Source organism: Cellulomonas sp. KH9, assembly GCF_900114185.1.
Taxonomy (GTDB): domain Bacteria; phylum Actinomycetota; class Actinomycetes; order Actinomycetales; family Cellulomonadaceae; genus Cellulomonas.
Genome location: NZ_FOSE01000004.1, coordinates 526,596 through 540,511 on the forward strand (window position 1 = coordinate 526,596; position 13,916 = coordinate 540,511).

Below are 13,916 nucleotides of genomic sequence, written 5' to 3' on the forward strand. Positions count from 1 at the left end.
GCCGCCCGCGGCCTCCGCGCCCGCGCCACCGACCTCCGCCCCGTCGACCCCCGCCCCGCAGACGCCCGCCCCGCAGACGCCCGCCCCGCCGACGCGTGCGCCGGCCGGCCCGCCCGCGTCGCGACCGGGCCGCGGCGACCCCGCCGCGGCATCTGACCGCTCCGACACGCCGGCACGCGGGGTGCGAGGGCCCGGCACGCGACCGACCGCCGCGACGTCGCGCGTCCGTCGGGCGCCCGGTGCGCCGACGGCGCCGGCGACCGACCCCGTCACCGGCTCGACGCGGGCCGTGACCACCTACACCGTCGGCCGGTTCAGCGGGCCGGTGAGGCCCGCGGTCGTCTCGACCACGTCGCGCGAGCGGTTCGCCGAGCGGGCGCGCGCCCGGCGCAACCTCGCGCGGCGCCAGGTGGTCGGGGGAGCGGCCGGCGTCGTGGCCGTCGGGGCGCTCGGCTGGCTGCTGCTGCTCTCGCCGGTGCTCGCGCTCGACGTGACGCAGGTGGAGGTGACCGGCGCCGGCACCGTCGTGGCGGTGGACCAGGTGGTCGCGGTCGTCGACGAGCGTGCCGGCACGCCCCTGCCGCGGCTCGACACCGTCGGGCTGCGGGACCGGGTGCTGGAGGTGCCGGGCGTGCGGGAGGCGCGCGTCGTGCGGCAGTGGCCCCGCGGCCTGGCCGTGCAGCTGGTGTCGCGCGAGCCGGTGGCTGCGGTGCCGGAGGAGGCGCCGGCCACGGGCCTCGTGCTGCTCGACGAGCAGGGCGTGCAGGTGGGGCGTGCCGATGCGGCGCCCGACGGCCTGCCCGTCGTCGACGTCCCGGTCGGGGACGCGCGCACGCTGTCGGCGGTGCTGCACGTCCTCGAGCAGCTGCCGCCCGACCTGCTGGGGCAGGTCGCCTCGGTCGCCGCGGCGAGCCAGGACACCGTCACCATGCAGCTGCGCGACGGCGGCCCCCGGATCGACTGGGGGAGCGCGGAGCAGACCCCCCTGAAGCTCGCCGTGCTGGCCGCGTTGCGTGCCGCGCCCGAGGCCGCGGGCGCGTCCGTCTTCGACGTCTCCGCGCCCCAGATGCCCATCACGAAGTGAGCACGCGGCGTCCGCGGTGCGGATCACGGCGGCGAAGCACGACACGCGCGGCGCGGTCGTTGATCCGTGGTCGGCGGCCACCTAGCGTCACGACCCGACAGCACATCTGACATAACTCTCACCTTCAACCTGAAGGTGAAGGTTGACGAGCACGACCCGCGTCCCGCGTGTCGGGGCGAGCACCAGCGGCCCGGCACGCCGCGACCCGCGAACGAGAGGCACCCACCGTGGCAGCTCCGCAGAACTATCTGGCGGTCATCAAGGTCGTCGGCATCGGCGGTGGCGGCGTGAACGCCGTGAACCGCATGATCGAGGTCGGCCTCAAGGGTGTCGAGTTCATCGCCGTCAACACCGACGCCCAGGCCCTGCTCATGTCCGACGCCGACGTCAAGCTCGACGTCGGCCGTGAGCTGACGCGCGGGCTCGGCGCGGGCGCCGACCCGGAGGTCGGCAAGAAGGCGGCGGAGGACCACTCCGAGGAGATCGAGGACGTCCTGCGGGGCGCCGACATGGTCTTCGTCACCGCGGGCGAGGGTGGTGGCACCGGGACCGGTGGCGCGCCGGTCGTGGCGCGGATCGCGCGGTCGCTGGGTGCGCTGACCATCGGTGTCGTGACGCGGCCGTTCACGTTCGAGGGTCGCCGGCGCTCCGTGCAGGCCGACGCCGGCATCGAGGCCCTGCGCGCCGAGGTCGACACCCTCATCGTGATCCCGAACGACCGGCTGCTGTCCATCTCGGACCGGTCCGTGTCCGTGCTCGACGCGTTCCACTCCGCCGACCAGGTGCTGCTGTCCGGCGTCCAGGGCATCACCGACCTCATCACCACGCCCGGCCTCATCAACCTCGACTTCGCCGACGTCAAGTCCGTCATGCAGGGGGCAGGCTCGGCCCTCATGGGCATCGGCTTCGCCCGCGGGGAGGACCGTGCCGTGCAGGCGGCGGAGATGGCGATCTCGTCGCCGCTCCTGGAGGCCAGCATCGACGGCGCCCACGGCGTCCTGCTGTCGATCCAGGGCGGGTCCGACCTCGGTCTGTTCGAGATCAACGAGGCGGCCCGCCTGGTGCAGGAGGCCGCCCACGCCGAGGCGAACATCATCTTCGGTGCGGTCATCGACGACGCCCTCGGTGACGAGGTCCGGGTCACGGTCATCGCCGCCGGGTTCGACGGCGGCGGTCCGGTGGTGCGCCGGGACTCCCGCGCACTCGGTCAGGTCAGCGGCGCGACCGCCCGGCAGGTGCCCGCGGTGGCCCCCGTCACGAACCTGCCGGGTGCCGGCCAGGCCCCGACGCCGCGCCCCGTGCAGCTCCCCGACGAGGACCTGGTGCCGGTCGGCACCGTCCGCACCACCGGTCAGCCCGGTGAGGCCCTGCGCCCCGAGGTGCCGGCGTTCATGTCGTCGCGGTCCGAGCCCGCGCCCGCCACGGGGTCGCTCGAGGTGCCCCGCGTCCTCGCGGAGGAGCCCGCGCGCCGCGAGCGGGACGAGCTCGACGTGCCCGACTTCCTCAAGTAGGTCGTGTGGCCGACCGCCCGGGGCCGGCGGACGGCGTCGTGATCGACGCCGTACCGCTCGGCCCCGGCGTCGTCGCGGGGTTCACGTCGCGCGCCGGGGGCTGCAGCGACGGCCCGTGGCGCGGCCTGAACCTCGGCACCCGGGTGGGTGACGACCCCGCCGCCGTCGCCGCGAACCGGCGCGCGCTGGAGCAGCGGATCGGTGCGCCGGTCGTGCTCGCGACCCAGGTGCACGGTGCCGACGTGCTGCTCGTCAGCGACGTCTCGTCGCAGGACCTCCCCGCGGACGGTCTGGTGACCACGACCCCGGACGTGGCGGTGGGCGTGTACGTGGCGGACTGCGCGCCCGTGCTGCTCGCCGACCCGGTGGCCCGCGTCGTCGCCGCCGCGCACGCCGGCAGGGCGGGACTGGTGGCGGGCGTGCTGCAGGCCACCGTGGCCGCCATGGTCCGGCGGGGCGCGGACCCGTCGCGTACCGTCGCGGCCGTCGGCCCCTGCATCGCCGGCGTGTCCTACGAGGTCCCCGCTGCGATGCGGGACGACGTGGCGGCCGTCGTCCCCGAGGCGGCAGCGACCACGGCGGTGGGCACACCGGCGCTCGACCTCGCCGCCGGTGCGCGTGCCGTGCTGCTGCGCGCCGGGCTGGTCCACGTCCACGTGGACGGCCGCGACACGTACCGCGACCCCGACCTGTACTCGCACCGGCGCGCGGTCCACGAGGGCGCCGCGGCCACCGGACGGTTCGGCGGCGTCGTCCGGCTGCTCCCGGAGCGTGCGACGCCGGCCGGGTGACCTCGTGCGCGGTCGCGACACGCCCGCGTGTCGCCGCGCTCTCCAGGCCCCGCGTTGCTAGCGTGACCAGCGCGGAGACGATCGACACCGCACCGACACCGGTCCCGGCACCTGCCGGGCGGTCGGTGCCGTCAGGCAGGGCCGCAGGAGTCGGGGAAGCCCGGCGGATGGGAGACGACGCGATGGCCGGAGCGCTGCGCAAGACGATGCTGTACCTCGGCCTGGCCGACGACCGGTCCGACCACGAGGAGTACCTCGAGGAGTACGAGGAGGCGGAGGTCGCCGTGCCGGAGGACAGCTACGAGGCCCAGGTCATGCCGCTGCACCGCACGCCGCGGGTGCAGGCTGCACCGGCGCCGCGCGAGGCGGGGGACCTGCGTCGCATCACGACCATCCACCCCCGCTCGTACAACGACGCGCGCAAGATCGGCGAGGCGTTCCGCGAGGGGACGCCGGTGATCATGAACCTCACGGACATGGACGACGCGGACGCCAAGCGGCTCGTCGACTTCTCCGCGGGGCTCATCTTCGGGCTGCACGGCGCCATCGAGCGTGTGACGAGCAAGGTCTTCCTGCTGTCGCCCGCGCACGTCGAGCTGGCGGGCGACGCCGCGACCGCTGCCGAGCCGGCCACCCGTTCCGGCTTCTACAACCAGAGCTGACGCGTGCGCCTGATCGCCAGCCTGCTCTACCTGGTCGTCCTCGTCTTCTTCCTGCTGCTGCTCGTGCGCCTGGTGCTGGACTGGGTCCAGGTCTTCGCGCGCGACTGGCGACCGACGGGGTTCGCCCTCGTCGTCGCGGAGGTGACCTACTCGGTCACCGACCCGCCCCTGCGTGCACTGCGACGCGTCCTGCCGCCGATCGGCATCGGCTCCGTGCGGTTCGACCTGGCCTTCCTGGTGCTGGCCCTCGTCTGCTCGCTGCTGCTGCAGGTGCTCGGCAGGCTGTCCTGAACGGCCGTGCTCCCGGCGCCCGTACGGGCGTCCGCGGGGTGCGCGCAGCACGCGTCCTCGGAGTGTCGGGAGGCGTGCGCCGCCCGGATTCTCCGCTACCGTGGCCCGAGGTGGTCGGTGGACTGACTGCCGCCGGCCAGAGCCAGTACGACCGACAGAGGTGACGACGATGGCACTGCTCACCGCAGACGACGTCCTGAACAAGAAGTTCCAGGCGACGAAGTTCCGGGAAGGCTACGACCAGGACGAGGTCGACGACTTCCTGGACGAGGTCGTCAACACCCTGCGGGACATCCAGGGCGAGAACGACGACCTGAAGACGAAGCTCGCGGCCGCTGAGCGGCGCATCGCGGAGCTCAGCCGTGCGGGTGCGCAGCAGGCCGCCCCGGCGCCGAAGCCGGAGCCGACCCCGGAGCCGACGCCGGCTCCCGCGCCGCCGCAGCCGGCCCCGGTGCCGGCCATGGCGCAGCCGTCCGTCGTGTCGGCCCCCGCGCCCGGCCCCACGCGGGGCAACGAGCCCGAGTCCGCGACCGGCATGCTCGCCCTGGCGCAGAAGCTGCACGACGACTACGTGCGCAGCGGCCAGGAGGAGTCCGACCGGCTCATCAACGAGGCGAAGACGCGGGCCAACCGGATCGTGCGCGAGGCGGAGGAGACCTCGCAGCGCACCCTCGGCCAGCTCGAGCAGGAGCGTTCGCTGCTCGAGCGCAAGATCGACGAGCTGCGCGTGTTCGAGCGCGACTACCGCACGCGTCTCAAGAGCTACCTCGAGAACCTCCTCGGGGACCTCGAGAACCGTGGCAACGCGCTGCCGCCCCGCTCCGGCCAGGGCCAGTCGGTCCCGGAGAGCCAGAGCATCTGATCGACAGCCCGCCGCCGGGGGCGCGTGCCCGCCCCCGGCGGCGTGGGCGTGCCCGGACGACGTCCGGGTGACCGCCGTCCGCCCGAGGGCGGCCTGCGGGGCGGTGGCCGCCCCGCACGTGAACCGCCGGCTGGTCGGCTCGGCGTGTCGCGTTCCCCCGTGCCCGCCGTGTCCTGTTGTGCGGTGTCCCGTACGCGCATAAGGTCGGCGCACTCGAGACGGGGGGAACGTCCGTGACACTGAATGATGCCTTGAGCACACTGACGACGGGGTTCGACGAGGGACGGGGGGCACCGGCCGCGCTGCTGCCGGTGCGCGACGGCGAGGTGCCGTGGACCCGCGCCGAGATCGACCAGGTCACCGAGGAGCTCACCGCCGACCGCCTACGCCTCATCGACGAGGTGGCTGCGGCCGACGCCGAGCTGTCGGACCTGCTGCGCAACTCCGGCGACGGTGCCGGGGACGACCAGGCGGACTCCGGTTCGTCCGCACTCGAGCGTGAGCACGAGCTCACCCTCGTCAACAACACGCGCGACCTGCTCGACCAGACCTCGCACGCCCTCGATCGGCTCGCGGCCGGGACGTTCGGTGTGTGCGAGTCCTGCGGGCAGGCCATCGGCAAGGCGCGCCTGCAGGCGTTCCCGCGCGCGATGCTGTGCGTGAGCTGCAAGCAGCGGGAGGAGCGGCGCTGAGGCGCCCGTAGACTCCTGCGGTGCCCATGACGGACGACGACACCGCCCTGCCCGACGACCGCCCGACACCCGCCGCGACCACGGCGGGCGACGACGGAGCGGGTGGGGCGGTGCTCGTCGCCCCCGAGCGTCGCCGCCGGCTGCTGCGGGGGCTCGTCGCCCTCACAGCCTCGGTGCTGGTCGTCGACCAGCTCACCAAGGTGTGGGCGGTGGCCGCGCTGGCCCCCGGGGAGCGCACCCCGCTGCTCGGTGACCTGTTCGGGCTCCAGCTCGTGCGCAACCCGGGCGCCGCACTGTCGATCGCGACGGGCATGACCTGGGTCCTGACCCTGGTCGCGGTCGTGGTGGTCGTCGTGATCGTCCGGGTGTCGCGGCGCATCGGCTCGGCCGCGTGGGCCGTGGCCCTGGGGCTGCTGCTCGGCGGTGCGCTCGGCAACCTCGTGGACCGGATGGTGCGCGAGCCCGGACCGCTGCGCGGCCACGTCATCGACTTCCTCGCCTACGGGCGGCTGTTCATCGGGAACGTCGCGGACATCGCGATCGTCGCGGCGGCGGTGCTGGTCGTGTGGCTCACCTCCCGCGGCGTCCACGTCGACGGCAGCCGCGACGGGCACGACGGCGCCGATCCGACGCCGCCCGGCGATCCCGGCCCGGCCGACGGGACCGACGAGCCGGCGAGCACCACGCCCGGCACCACCACGCCCGGAACCACCGCGCCCGGAACGACCGCGCCCGGCACCACCACGGGCGGGGGTGCGGCGTGAGCGGCACGCGGGCGCTGCCCGTCCCCGACGGCCTGGCCGGCGAGCGGGTCGACGCCGCGCTCGCCCGTCTCCTGGGGCTGTCGCGCACGCGCGCCGCGGAGCTCGCCGCCGAGGGTGCCGTCCGCGTCGACGGGCGCCCGGTGGGCAAGTCCGACCGGCTCGTCGCGGGCGCCTACCTCGAGGTCGACCTGGAGCCCGTGGCCACCGCCGTGCCGGCCGTGGTCGCCGAGCCCGTGCCGGGGATGCGGATCGTCCACGACGACGACGACCTCGTGGTGGTCGACAAGCCCGTGGGCGTCGCGGCGCACCCGTCGCCCGGCTGGACGGGTCCCACCGTGGTGGGCGCGCTCGCCGCGGCGGGCTACCGCATCTCCACGTCCGGCTCGGCGGAGCGGCAGGGCATCGTCCACCGGCTCGACGCCGGCACGTCCGGCCTCATGGTCGTCGCCAAGAGCGAGCACGCGTACACCGCGCTGAAGCGCGCGTTCAAGGAGCGCACGGTCGAGAAGGTGTACCACGCGCTCGCCCAGGGTCACCCGTCACCCACGACGGGCACGATCGACGCACCGATCGGCCGCCACCCGTCGTCGGACTGGAAGTTCGCGGTCGTGGCGGACGGCAAGCCCTCGGTCACGCACTACGAGGTGCTGGAGATGCTGCCGGGTGCCTCGCTGGTCGAGGTGCACCTGGAGACGGGCCGGACGCACCAGATCCGCGTGCACTTCGCGGCGCTCAAGCACAGCCTCGTGGGGGACCTCACGTACGGCGCGGACCCGACGCTCGCGGCGCGTCTCGGGGTGACGCGGCAGTGGCTGCACGCCGTGCGCCTCGGGTTCGAGCACCCGGGCACGGGGGAGTGGTTCGAGGCCACGAGCGAGTACCCCGAGGACCTCGTCGCGGGCCTCGAGACGTTGCGGGGTGCGTACTCCTAGACCCGGCGGGGCACGGCCGGGACCGTCGGTGGGGCGACGTAGGATCGCCAGCATGAGTGCTGGAGGATCCCCGGACCCGTCCTTCGTCCACCTCCACGCGCACAGCGAGTACTCGATGCTCGACGGTGCGGCACGCGTCGGCGAGATGCTGGACGAGGCGAAGCGGCTGGGCCAGACGGCGATGGCCATCACGGACCACGGCTACCTGTTCGGCGCCTTCGAGTTCTGGCAGAAGGCGACCGACCGCGGCATCAAGCCGATCATCGGGGTCGAGGCCTACGTCACGCCGGGCACCAGCCGGTTCGACCAGAACCGGGTGCGCTGGGGCGAGGCGCACCAGGCGGCGGACGACGTGTCCGCCCGCGGCGCGTACACGCACCTGACGCTGCTGAGCCGGACCACGGACGGCATGCACAACCTGTTCCGGATGGGTTCGCTGGCCTCGCTCGAGGGCCAGATGGGCAAGTGGCCCCGCATGGACCGCGAGCTGCTGTCGCGCTACTCCGACGGTCTGATCGCGACGAGCGGCTGCCCGTCGGGCGAGATCCAGACGCGGCTGCGGCTGGGGCACTACGACGAGGCGCTGCGGGCCGCGGGCGAGCTGCAGGACATCTTCGGCAAGGACTACTTCTACGTCGAGGTCATGGACCACGGCCTGGAGATCGAGCGCCGGGTCATCAAGGACCTGCTGCGCATCGCCGAGGGGATCGGCGCCCCGCTCGTCGCCACGAACGACCTGCACTACACGCGCGAGGAGGACGCCCACGCGCACGAGGTGCTGCTCGCGGTGCAGTCCGGGTCGACGTTGGACGAGCCGACGAGCGACCAGGGTGGCTCGCGGTTCGCGTTCAGCGGCAGCGGCTACTACGTGAAGTCGGCCGCCGAGATGCGCCGTACCTGGGCGGAGCTGCCCGAGGCGTGCGACAACACGCTGCTCATCGCCGAGCAGTGCGAGGTGAAGTTCAACACCGGCGCCAACTACATGCCCAGGTTCCCGGTCCCCGCGGGCGAGAACGAGGACTCCTGGTTCGTCAAGGAGGTCGAGAACGGCCTGCTGCGGCGGTACCACGGCTCGGTCCCGGACGCGGTCCGCAAGCAGGCGGACTACGAGACCGGCGTCATCACGCAGCTCGGGTTCTCGGGGTACTTCCTCGTCGTCGCGGACTTCATCAACTGGGCCAAGGCGCAGGGCATCCGCGTCGGCCCGGGGCGTGGTTCCGCGGCCGGCTCGATGGCGTCGTACGCGATGGGCATCACGGAGCTCGACCCGCTCGAGCACGGGCTGATCTTCGAGCGGTTCCTCAACCCCGAGCGCGTGTCCTGGCCCGACGTCGACGTCGACTTCGACGAGCGCCGGCGCGGCGAGGTCATCCGGTACGTCACGGAGAAGTACGGCGACGACCGGGTCTGCCAGATCGTCACCTACGGCACGATCAAGGCCAAGCAGGCGCTCAAGGACGCGTCGCGCGTGCTGGGCTTCCCGTTCGCGATGGGGGACAAGCTCACCAAGGCGATGCCGCCGGCGGTCATGGGCAAGGACATCCCCCTGTCGGGGATGTACGACCCCGAGCACCCGCGGTACGCGGAGGCCGACGAGTTCCGGCAGGTCGTGGCCGCCGACCCCGAGGCGCAGCGCGTGCTGGAGACGGCGCGCGGCCTGGAGAACCTCAAGCGGCAGTGGGGCGTCCACGCCGCCGGCGTCATCATGTCGAGCGAGCCGCTGCTCGACATCATCCCGATCATGAAGCGCCCCCAGGACGGCGCGATCATCACGCAGTTCGACCAGCCGGCGTCCGAGGCCCTCGGCCTCATCAAGATGGACTTCCTCGGCCTGCGCAACCTGACGATCCTCGACGACGCGCTCGAGAACATCGTCATGAACGGCAAGCCGCCGATCGAGATCGAGACGGTCCCGCTCGACGACCCGCCGACGTACGAGCTGCTGGGCCGCGGTGACACGCTCGGGGTGTTCCAGCTCGACGGCGGGCCGATGCGCTCCCTGCTGCGCCAGATGCGCCCGGACAACTTCGAGGACATCTCGGCCGTCATCGCGCTGTACCGCCCGGGCCCGATGGGCATGAACTCGCACGTCAACTACGCGCTGCGCAAGAACGGCCTGCAGGAGGTCGAGCCGATCCACCCCGAGCTCGTCGAGCCGCTCGAGGACGTGGTGGGCATCACCCACGGGCTGATCGTCTACCAGGAGCAGGTGCAGAAGGCCGCGCAGGTGCTGGCCGGGTACTCGCTCGGACAGGCCGACCTGCTGCGTCGCGCGATGGGCAAGAAGAAGAAGGAGGTCCTCGACAAGGAGTTCATCCCCTTCCAGGCCGGCATGCGCGAGCGCGGCTACTCCGACGCCGCGATCCAGGCCGTGTGGGACGTCCTCGTGCCGTTCGCCGGCTACGCCTTCAACAAGGCGCACTCCGCGGCGTACGGCGTCGTGTCGTACTGGACCGCCTACCTCAAGGCGAACTTCCCGACCGAGTACATGGCGGCGCTGCTGACCAGCGTGCGCGACGACAAGGACAAGTCGGCGCTGTACCTGGGCGAGTGCCGGCACATGGGCATCACCGTGCTGCCGCCGGACGTCAACTCCTCGTCGGCGAACTTCACGGCCGTCGGCGTCGACATCCGTTTCGGGCTCACCGCGGTGCGCAACGTCGGCGCCAACGTCGTCGACGCGATCGTGGCGGCCCGCGAGGAGAAGGGCGCGTTCACGTCCTTCACCGACTTCCTCGACAAGGTGCCGGCCGTCGTCTGCAACAAGCGGACCATCGAGTCGCTCATCAAGGCCGGGGCGTTCGACTCCCTGGGCCACCCGCGCCGTGCGCTCCTGCTGGTCCACGAGCAGGCGGTCGACGCGGTCATCGACGTCAAGCGCAAGGAGGCGACGGGCCAGTTCGACCTGTTCGCCGACCTGGGCGGCGACGACGAGACCGGCACGGGCATCGCCGTGACGATCCCCGACCTGCCGGACTGGGACAAGAAGCAGCGGCTCGCGTTCGAGCGCGAGATGCTCGGCCTGTACGTCTCGGACCACCCGCTGTCGGGGCTCGAGCACGTGCTGTCCGCGCAGGCGGACGTGTCGATCGCGACGCTCAACGCCGACGAGGCACGCCCGGACGGCTCGACGGTCGTGGTGGCGGGCCTGGTCACCAGCCTGCAGCGCAAGATGTCGAAGCAGGGCAACCCGTGGGCCGCGGTGACGCTCGAGGACATGGAGGGCTCCGTCGAGATCATGTTCTTCGGCGAGACGTACCTCGCCTACTCGACGGTGCTGGCCGAGGACGCGGTGCTCGTGGTGCGCGGCCGCGTGCGCCGACGGGACGACCAGATGCAGCTGCAGGCGATGGAGGTCTCCATCCCGGACACGTCGCAGGCCGCGGACTCCCCGGTCGTCGTGTCGCTCACGGAGGGCCGCTGCACGCCGCCGGTCGTCGAGCGGCTGCGCGAGGTGCTGTCCACGCACCCGGGCGTCACCGAGGTGCACCTGCGGCTCACCAGCCCCGGTCGCGCCGTGGTGATGCGGCTGGACGACGGGCTGCGCGTCGAGCGGTCACCGTCGCTGTTCGGGGACCTCAAGGCGCTGCTCGGTCCGAGCTGCCTGGCGTCCTGAGGCGCGGCGGGCGGTCGGGACGGCGCGCCGCGCTGCCGGGGCCGACGGCGGGCAGGGCCGGTGGGGGCTAGTCCTCGACCGTCGCGCGCTGGACGCCGCCGGGGAGGTCCACCTCGACGACGTCACCGGGTCGCAGCTGCCGGCCGCGGCGGGCCTCGGGCTCGCCGTTGACGGTCACCGCGCCGTCGTCGAGGAGGGCGCGGGCGTGCCCGCCGGTCTCGGCGAGGCCGACGAGCTTGAGGAACTGGCCGAGGCGGATGGGCTCGTCGTGCTGGGTCACGCGTCCAGTCTGCCAGCCGCGGCGGGTCGGTCACTCATCTAACTCTTGCGTTATATAACCCTCGGTGAAAGCATGGGGTCGTGCACCCCATGGACGTCCTGGGCGATCCCGTCCGCCGCCGCCTCGTCGAGCTCGTCGGCGCGGGCGAGCGGCCCGCGGGCGAGCTCGCGGCCGCCGTGGGGGACGAGTTCGGCATCAGCCAGCCGGCGGTGTCCCGGCACCTGCGCGTCCTGCGCGAGGCGGGCCTCGTCACGTCACGGGCGCGCGGCCCGGTCCGGCTGTACACCGTCCGCCCGGAGGCGGTCGACGAGGTCGGCCGGTGGGCGTCGTCCGTGGTGCGGGCGTGGACACCGCGGCTCGACGCGCTCGGCACCGAGGTGGCCCGCGGTCGGCGTGCCAGGACACCGTCCGTCGGCAGCCCCGCCGACGGCACCGACCCCCGCGAGGAGGACGCATGAGCACCAGCACGCCCGGCTCGAGCACCGGCACGCCCCACCAGGGCACCGTGACCGTCGACGGGGACGCCTCCCGGGTCGAGCTCCGGCGGCGCTACGGCACCGACGGCGCCGACCTCTGGGACGCGATCACGTCCCCCGAGCGCGCCCGGCGGTGGCTCGGCGCCCTGTCCGGGGACCTGCGGGCGGGGGGCACCTACGAGCTGCGGATGGGGGAGGGCCGCCCCGGCGCCGACGACGTCGCCCACGGGGAGGTCCTGCGCTGCGAGCCCCCGCGGCTGCTCGAGCTGACGTGGCACTTCCCCGGTGAGCAGCAGTCGCACCTGCGGGTCGAGGTCTCCGAGGACGGCGAGCTCGTGCTGCTCCACACCCGTCTGGAGGCCGCGGCGGCGCGCGACTACGGCACGGGCTGGCAGGTGGTGCTCGACCAGCTGGAGGACGACGCCGCGCACCGGCCGGTGCGTCCGTGGGGCGACCTGTGGGCCCAGTACGCACCCGGGGACGACGCCGCGGGCTGAGGCGACACCGCGGCGGCGGTGCCGGACGGCCCGAACCGCTCCGCCTGGGTCGTCCTAGACTCGATCCCGTGATCTCCCGAATCGACCTGCGCGGTCGCCGCCCCTCACGTCGTGAGCTGCTCCTCGAGCTGCCCCGGGCCGAGCTCGACGTCGAGCACGCCACCACCACGGTGGCGCCGATCCTCGAGGCGGTGCGGACGCGGGGCGCGGCCGCCCTGCGCGAGCTCGGTGAGCGGTTCGACGGTGTGCGTCCCGTGCACGTGCGGGTCCCGGCGGAGGCGGTCACGGGTGCGGTCGGGGCGCTGGACCCGCAGGTCCGCGCCGCGCTGGAGGAGACGATCCGCCGCGTGCGCGGTGTGCACGCCGCGCAGCGTCCGCAGGACTTCACGGTCGAGGTCGCGCCGGGCGCGCAGGTGCGCCAGCGCTGGCTGCCGGTGCGTCGCGTGGGCCTGTACGTGCCCGGTGGCCTCGCGGTGTACCCGTCGTCCGTGGTGATGAACGTCGTCGCCGCGCAGGAGGCGGGCGTGACGTCGCTCGCGGTCGTGTCCCCGCCCCAGAAGGACAACGACGGGCTGCCCGACCCCGTGGTCCTGGCCACCTGCGCGCTGCTCGGCGTGGACGAGGTCTACGCCGTCGGCGGTGCGCAGGCGGTCGCGATGCTGGCGTACGGCGCAGCGGGCAGCGAGGACGTCGACGGCGAGACGCTGTGCGAGCCCGTGGACGTCATCACGGGCCCCGGAAACGTGTACGTCGCGGCGGCCAAGCGCCTGGTGCGCGGCATCGTCGGCATCGACGCCGAGGCCGGTCCGACCGAGATCGCGATCCTCGCGGACGGCACGGCGGACCCCGTGCACGTCGCCGCGGACCTCATCTCCCAGGCCGAGCACGACCCGTTGGCCGCCGCCGTCCTGGTCACGCCGTCGGTGGAGCTCGCGGGTGCGGTCGAGTCGAAGCTCGTCGACCTGGCGGACGCCACCGCCAACCGGGAGCGGGTCGCGGTCGCGCTGCGGGGCACGCAGTCGGCGATCGTCCTGGTGGACGACCTGGACGCGGGTCTCGACGTGGTCAACGCCTACGGCGCCGAGCACCTGGAGATCCAGACGGTGGACGCCGCCGCGTGGGCGGACCGCGTCACGAGCGCCGGCGCGATCTTCGTCGGGCCGTGGTCGCCGGTGTCCCTGGGTGACTACATGGCGGGCTCGAACCACGTGCTGCCCACCGGCGGCTGCGCGCACTTCGCCAGCGGGCTGGGTGTGCACTCGTTCCTGCGTGCCGTGCAGGTGATCGAGTACGACGCCGACGCGCTGGCCGCCGTGGCCGACCGGGTCGTGGCGCTGGCCGACGCCGAGGGCCTGCCCGCGCACGGTGAGGCCGTCCGCGCCCGGTTCTGAGCGACGCGGCCCGCCGTGCGCCGAGCGCGGCGGGGCCGTGCGCGTCCGGCGGACGCTGTGCCCCGCG

Annotated in this window: 14 protein-coding genes; 13 read left to right on the forward strand and 1 reads right to left on the reverse strand. The window is 73.6% G+C overall.

Translation table 11 applies throughout. The features are described from left to right. The first annotated feature begins 289 nt into the window (after positions 1-289). The 10 genes from BMZ16_RS15335 (at position 290) to dnaE (ending at position 11,205) form a co-directional block, all read left to right on the forward strand. Entirely contained in the window at positions 290-1,084 is a 795-nt protein-coding gene (locus BMZ16_RS15335; protein WP_089802194.1) for a cell division protein FtsQ/DivIB, read from the forward strand. A 227-nt stretch (positions 1,085-1,311) separates the two neighbouring features. Continuing rightward, positions 1,312-2,595: a cell division protein FtsZ gene (gene ftsZ, locus BMZ16_RS15340; RefSeq protein ID WP_089801957.1), complete on the forward strand. Its 1,284-nt coding sequence runs from the start codon at positions 1,312-1,314 to the stop codon at positions 2,593-2,595. Positions 2,596-2,600: 5 nt separating this feature from the next. After that, the gene (pgeF, locus tag BMZ16_RS15345; RefSeq protein WP_255366724.1) at positions 2,601-3,386 is read left to right on the forward strand and encodes a peptidoglycan editing factor PgeF; all 786 of its coding nucleotides are present in this window, start codon (positions 2,601-2,603) and stop codon (positions 3,384-3,386) included. A 182-nt stretch (positions 3,387-3,568) separates the two neighbouring features. Next, positions 3,569-4,048, forward strand: coding sequence for a cell division protein SepF (locus BMZ16_RS15350; protein ID WP_089801960.1), 480 nt, complete (start codon positions 3,569-3,571; stop codon positions 4,046-4,048). A gap of 3 nt (positions 4,049-4,051) precedes the next feature. After that, the gene (locus BMZ16_RS15355; protein ID WP_089801962.1) at positions 4,052-4,339 is read left to right on the forward strand and encodes a YggT family protein; all 288 of its coding nucleotides are present in this window, start codon (positions 4,052-4,054) and stop codon (positions 4,337-4,339) included. A 169-nt stretch (positions 4,340-4,508) separates the two neighbouring features. Continuing rightward, positions 4,509-5,201, forward strand: coding sequence for a DivIVA domain-containing protein (locus BMZ16_RS15360; protein WP_089802198.1), 693 nt, complete (start codon positions 4,509-4,511; stop codon positions 5,199-5,201). Positions 5,202-5,452: 251 nt separating this feature from the next. Next, positions 5,453-5,893: a TraR/DksA family transcriptional regulator gene (locus BMZ16_RS15365; RefSeq protein ID WP_255366725.1), complete on the forward strand. Its 441-nt coding sequence runs from the start codon at positions 5,453-5,455 to the stop codon at positions 5,891-5,893. A 26-nt stretch (positions 5,894-5,919) separates the two neighbouring features. Then, the gene (lspA, locus tag BMZ16_RS15370; RefSeq protein WP_177199739.1) at positions 5,920-6,657 is read left to right on the forward strand and encodes a signal peptidase II; all 738 of its coding nucleotides are present in this window, start codon (positions 5,920-5,922) and stop codon (positions 6,655-6,657) included. Beyond that, positions 6,654-7,589: an RluA family pseudouridine synthase gene (locus BMZ16_RS15375; protein ID WP_089801964.1), complete on the forward strand. Its 936-nt coding sequence runs from the start codon at positions 6,654-6,656 to the stop codon at positions 7,587-7,589. The genes lspA and BMZ16_RS15375 overlap by 4 nt, the downstream gene beginning before the upstream one ends. A gap of 52 nt (positions 7,590-7,641) precedes the next feature. Further along, positions 7,642-11,205, forward strand: coding sequence for a DNA polymerase III subunit alpha (gene dnaE, locus BMZ16_RS15380; RefSeq protein ID WP_089801966.1), 3,564 nt, complete (start codon positions 7,642-7,644; stop codon positions 11,203-11,205). A gap of 67 nt (positions 11,206-11,272) precedes the next feature. Here the strand turns inward: dnaE and BMZ16_RS15385 are convergent, their stop codons facing one another. Continuing rightward, positions 11,273-11,485: an RNA-binding S4 domain-containing protein gene (locus BMZ16_RS15385; protein WP_089801969.1), complete on the reverse strand. Its 213-nt coding sequence runs from the start codon at positions 11,483-11,485 to the stop codon at positions 11,273-11,275. 89 nt (positions 11,486-11,574) lie between these two features. Here BMZ16_RS15385 and BMZ16_RS15390 point away from each other — a divergent pair, with 89 nt between their 5' ends. From BMZ16_RS15390 to hisD, 3 genes are all read left to right on the forward strand, one after another. After that, the gene (locus BMZ16_RS15390; RefSeq protein ID WP_369822645.1) at positions 11,575-11,943 is read left to right on the forward strand and encodes an ArsR/SmtB family transcription factor; all 369 of its coding nucleotides are present in this window, start codon (positions 11,575-11,577) and stop codon (positions 11,941-11,943) included. Next, the gene (locus tag BMZ16_RS15395; protein ID WP_089801973.1) at positions 11,940-12,458 is read left to right on the forward strand and encodes an SRPBCC family protein; all 519 of its coding nucleotides are present in this window, start codon (positions 11,940-11,942) and stop codon (positions 12,456-12,458) included. Before BMZ16_RS15390 ends, BMZ16_RS15395 begins: the two co-directional genes overlap by 4 nt. 68 nt (positions 12,459-12,526) lie before the next feature. Further along, complete coding sequence (gene hisD, locus BMZ16_RS15400) at positions 12,527-13,849, forward strand: histidinol dehydrogenase (protein ID WP_089801975.1); 1,323 nt, start codon at positions 12,527-12,529, stop codon at positions 13,847-13,849. Positions 13,850-13,916: the final 67 nt, after the last annotated feature.

What these genes read in the sequence shown, in the direction of transcription:
- BMZ16_RS15350 (WP_089801960.1), top strand. Translation starts at nt 3,569, where the DNA reads ATGGCCGGAGCGCTGCGCAAGACGATGCTGTACCTCGGCCTGGCCGAC.
- BMZ16_RS15360 (WP_089802198.1), top strand. Translation starts at nt 4,509, where the DNA reads ATGGCACTGCTCACCGCAGACGACGTCCTGAACAAGAAGTTCCAGGCG.
- lspA (WP_177199739.1), top strand. Translation starts at nt 5,920, where the DNA reads ATGACGGACGACGACACCGCCCTGCCCGACGACCGCCCGACACCCGCC.
- dnaE (WP_089801966.1), top strand. Translation starts at nt 7,642, where the DNA reads ATGAGTGCTGGAGGATCCCCGGACCCGTCCTTCGTCCACCTCCACGCG.
- BMZ16_RS15390 (WP_369822645.1), top strand. Translation starts at nt 11,575, where the DNA reads ATGGACGTCCTGGGCGATCCCGTCCGCCGCCGCCTCGTCGAGCTCGTC.
- BMZ16_RS15395 (WP_089801973.1), top strand. Translation starts at nt 11,940, where the DNA reads ATGAGCACCAGCACGCCCGGCTCGAGCACCGGCACGCCCCACCAGGGC.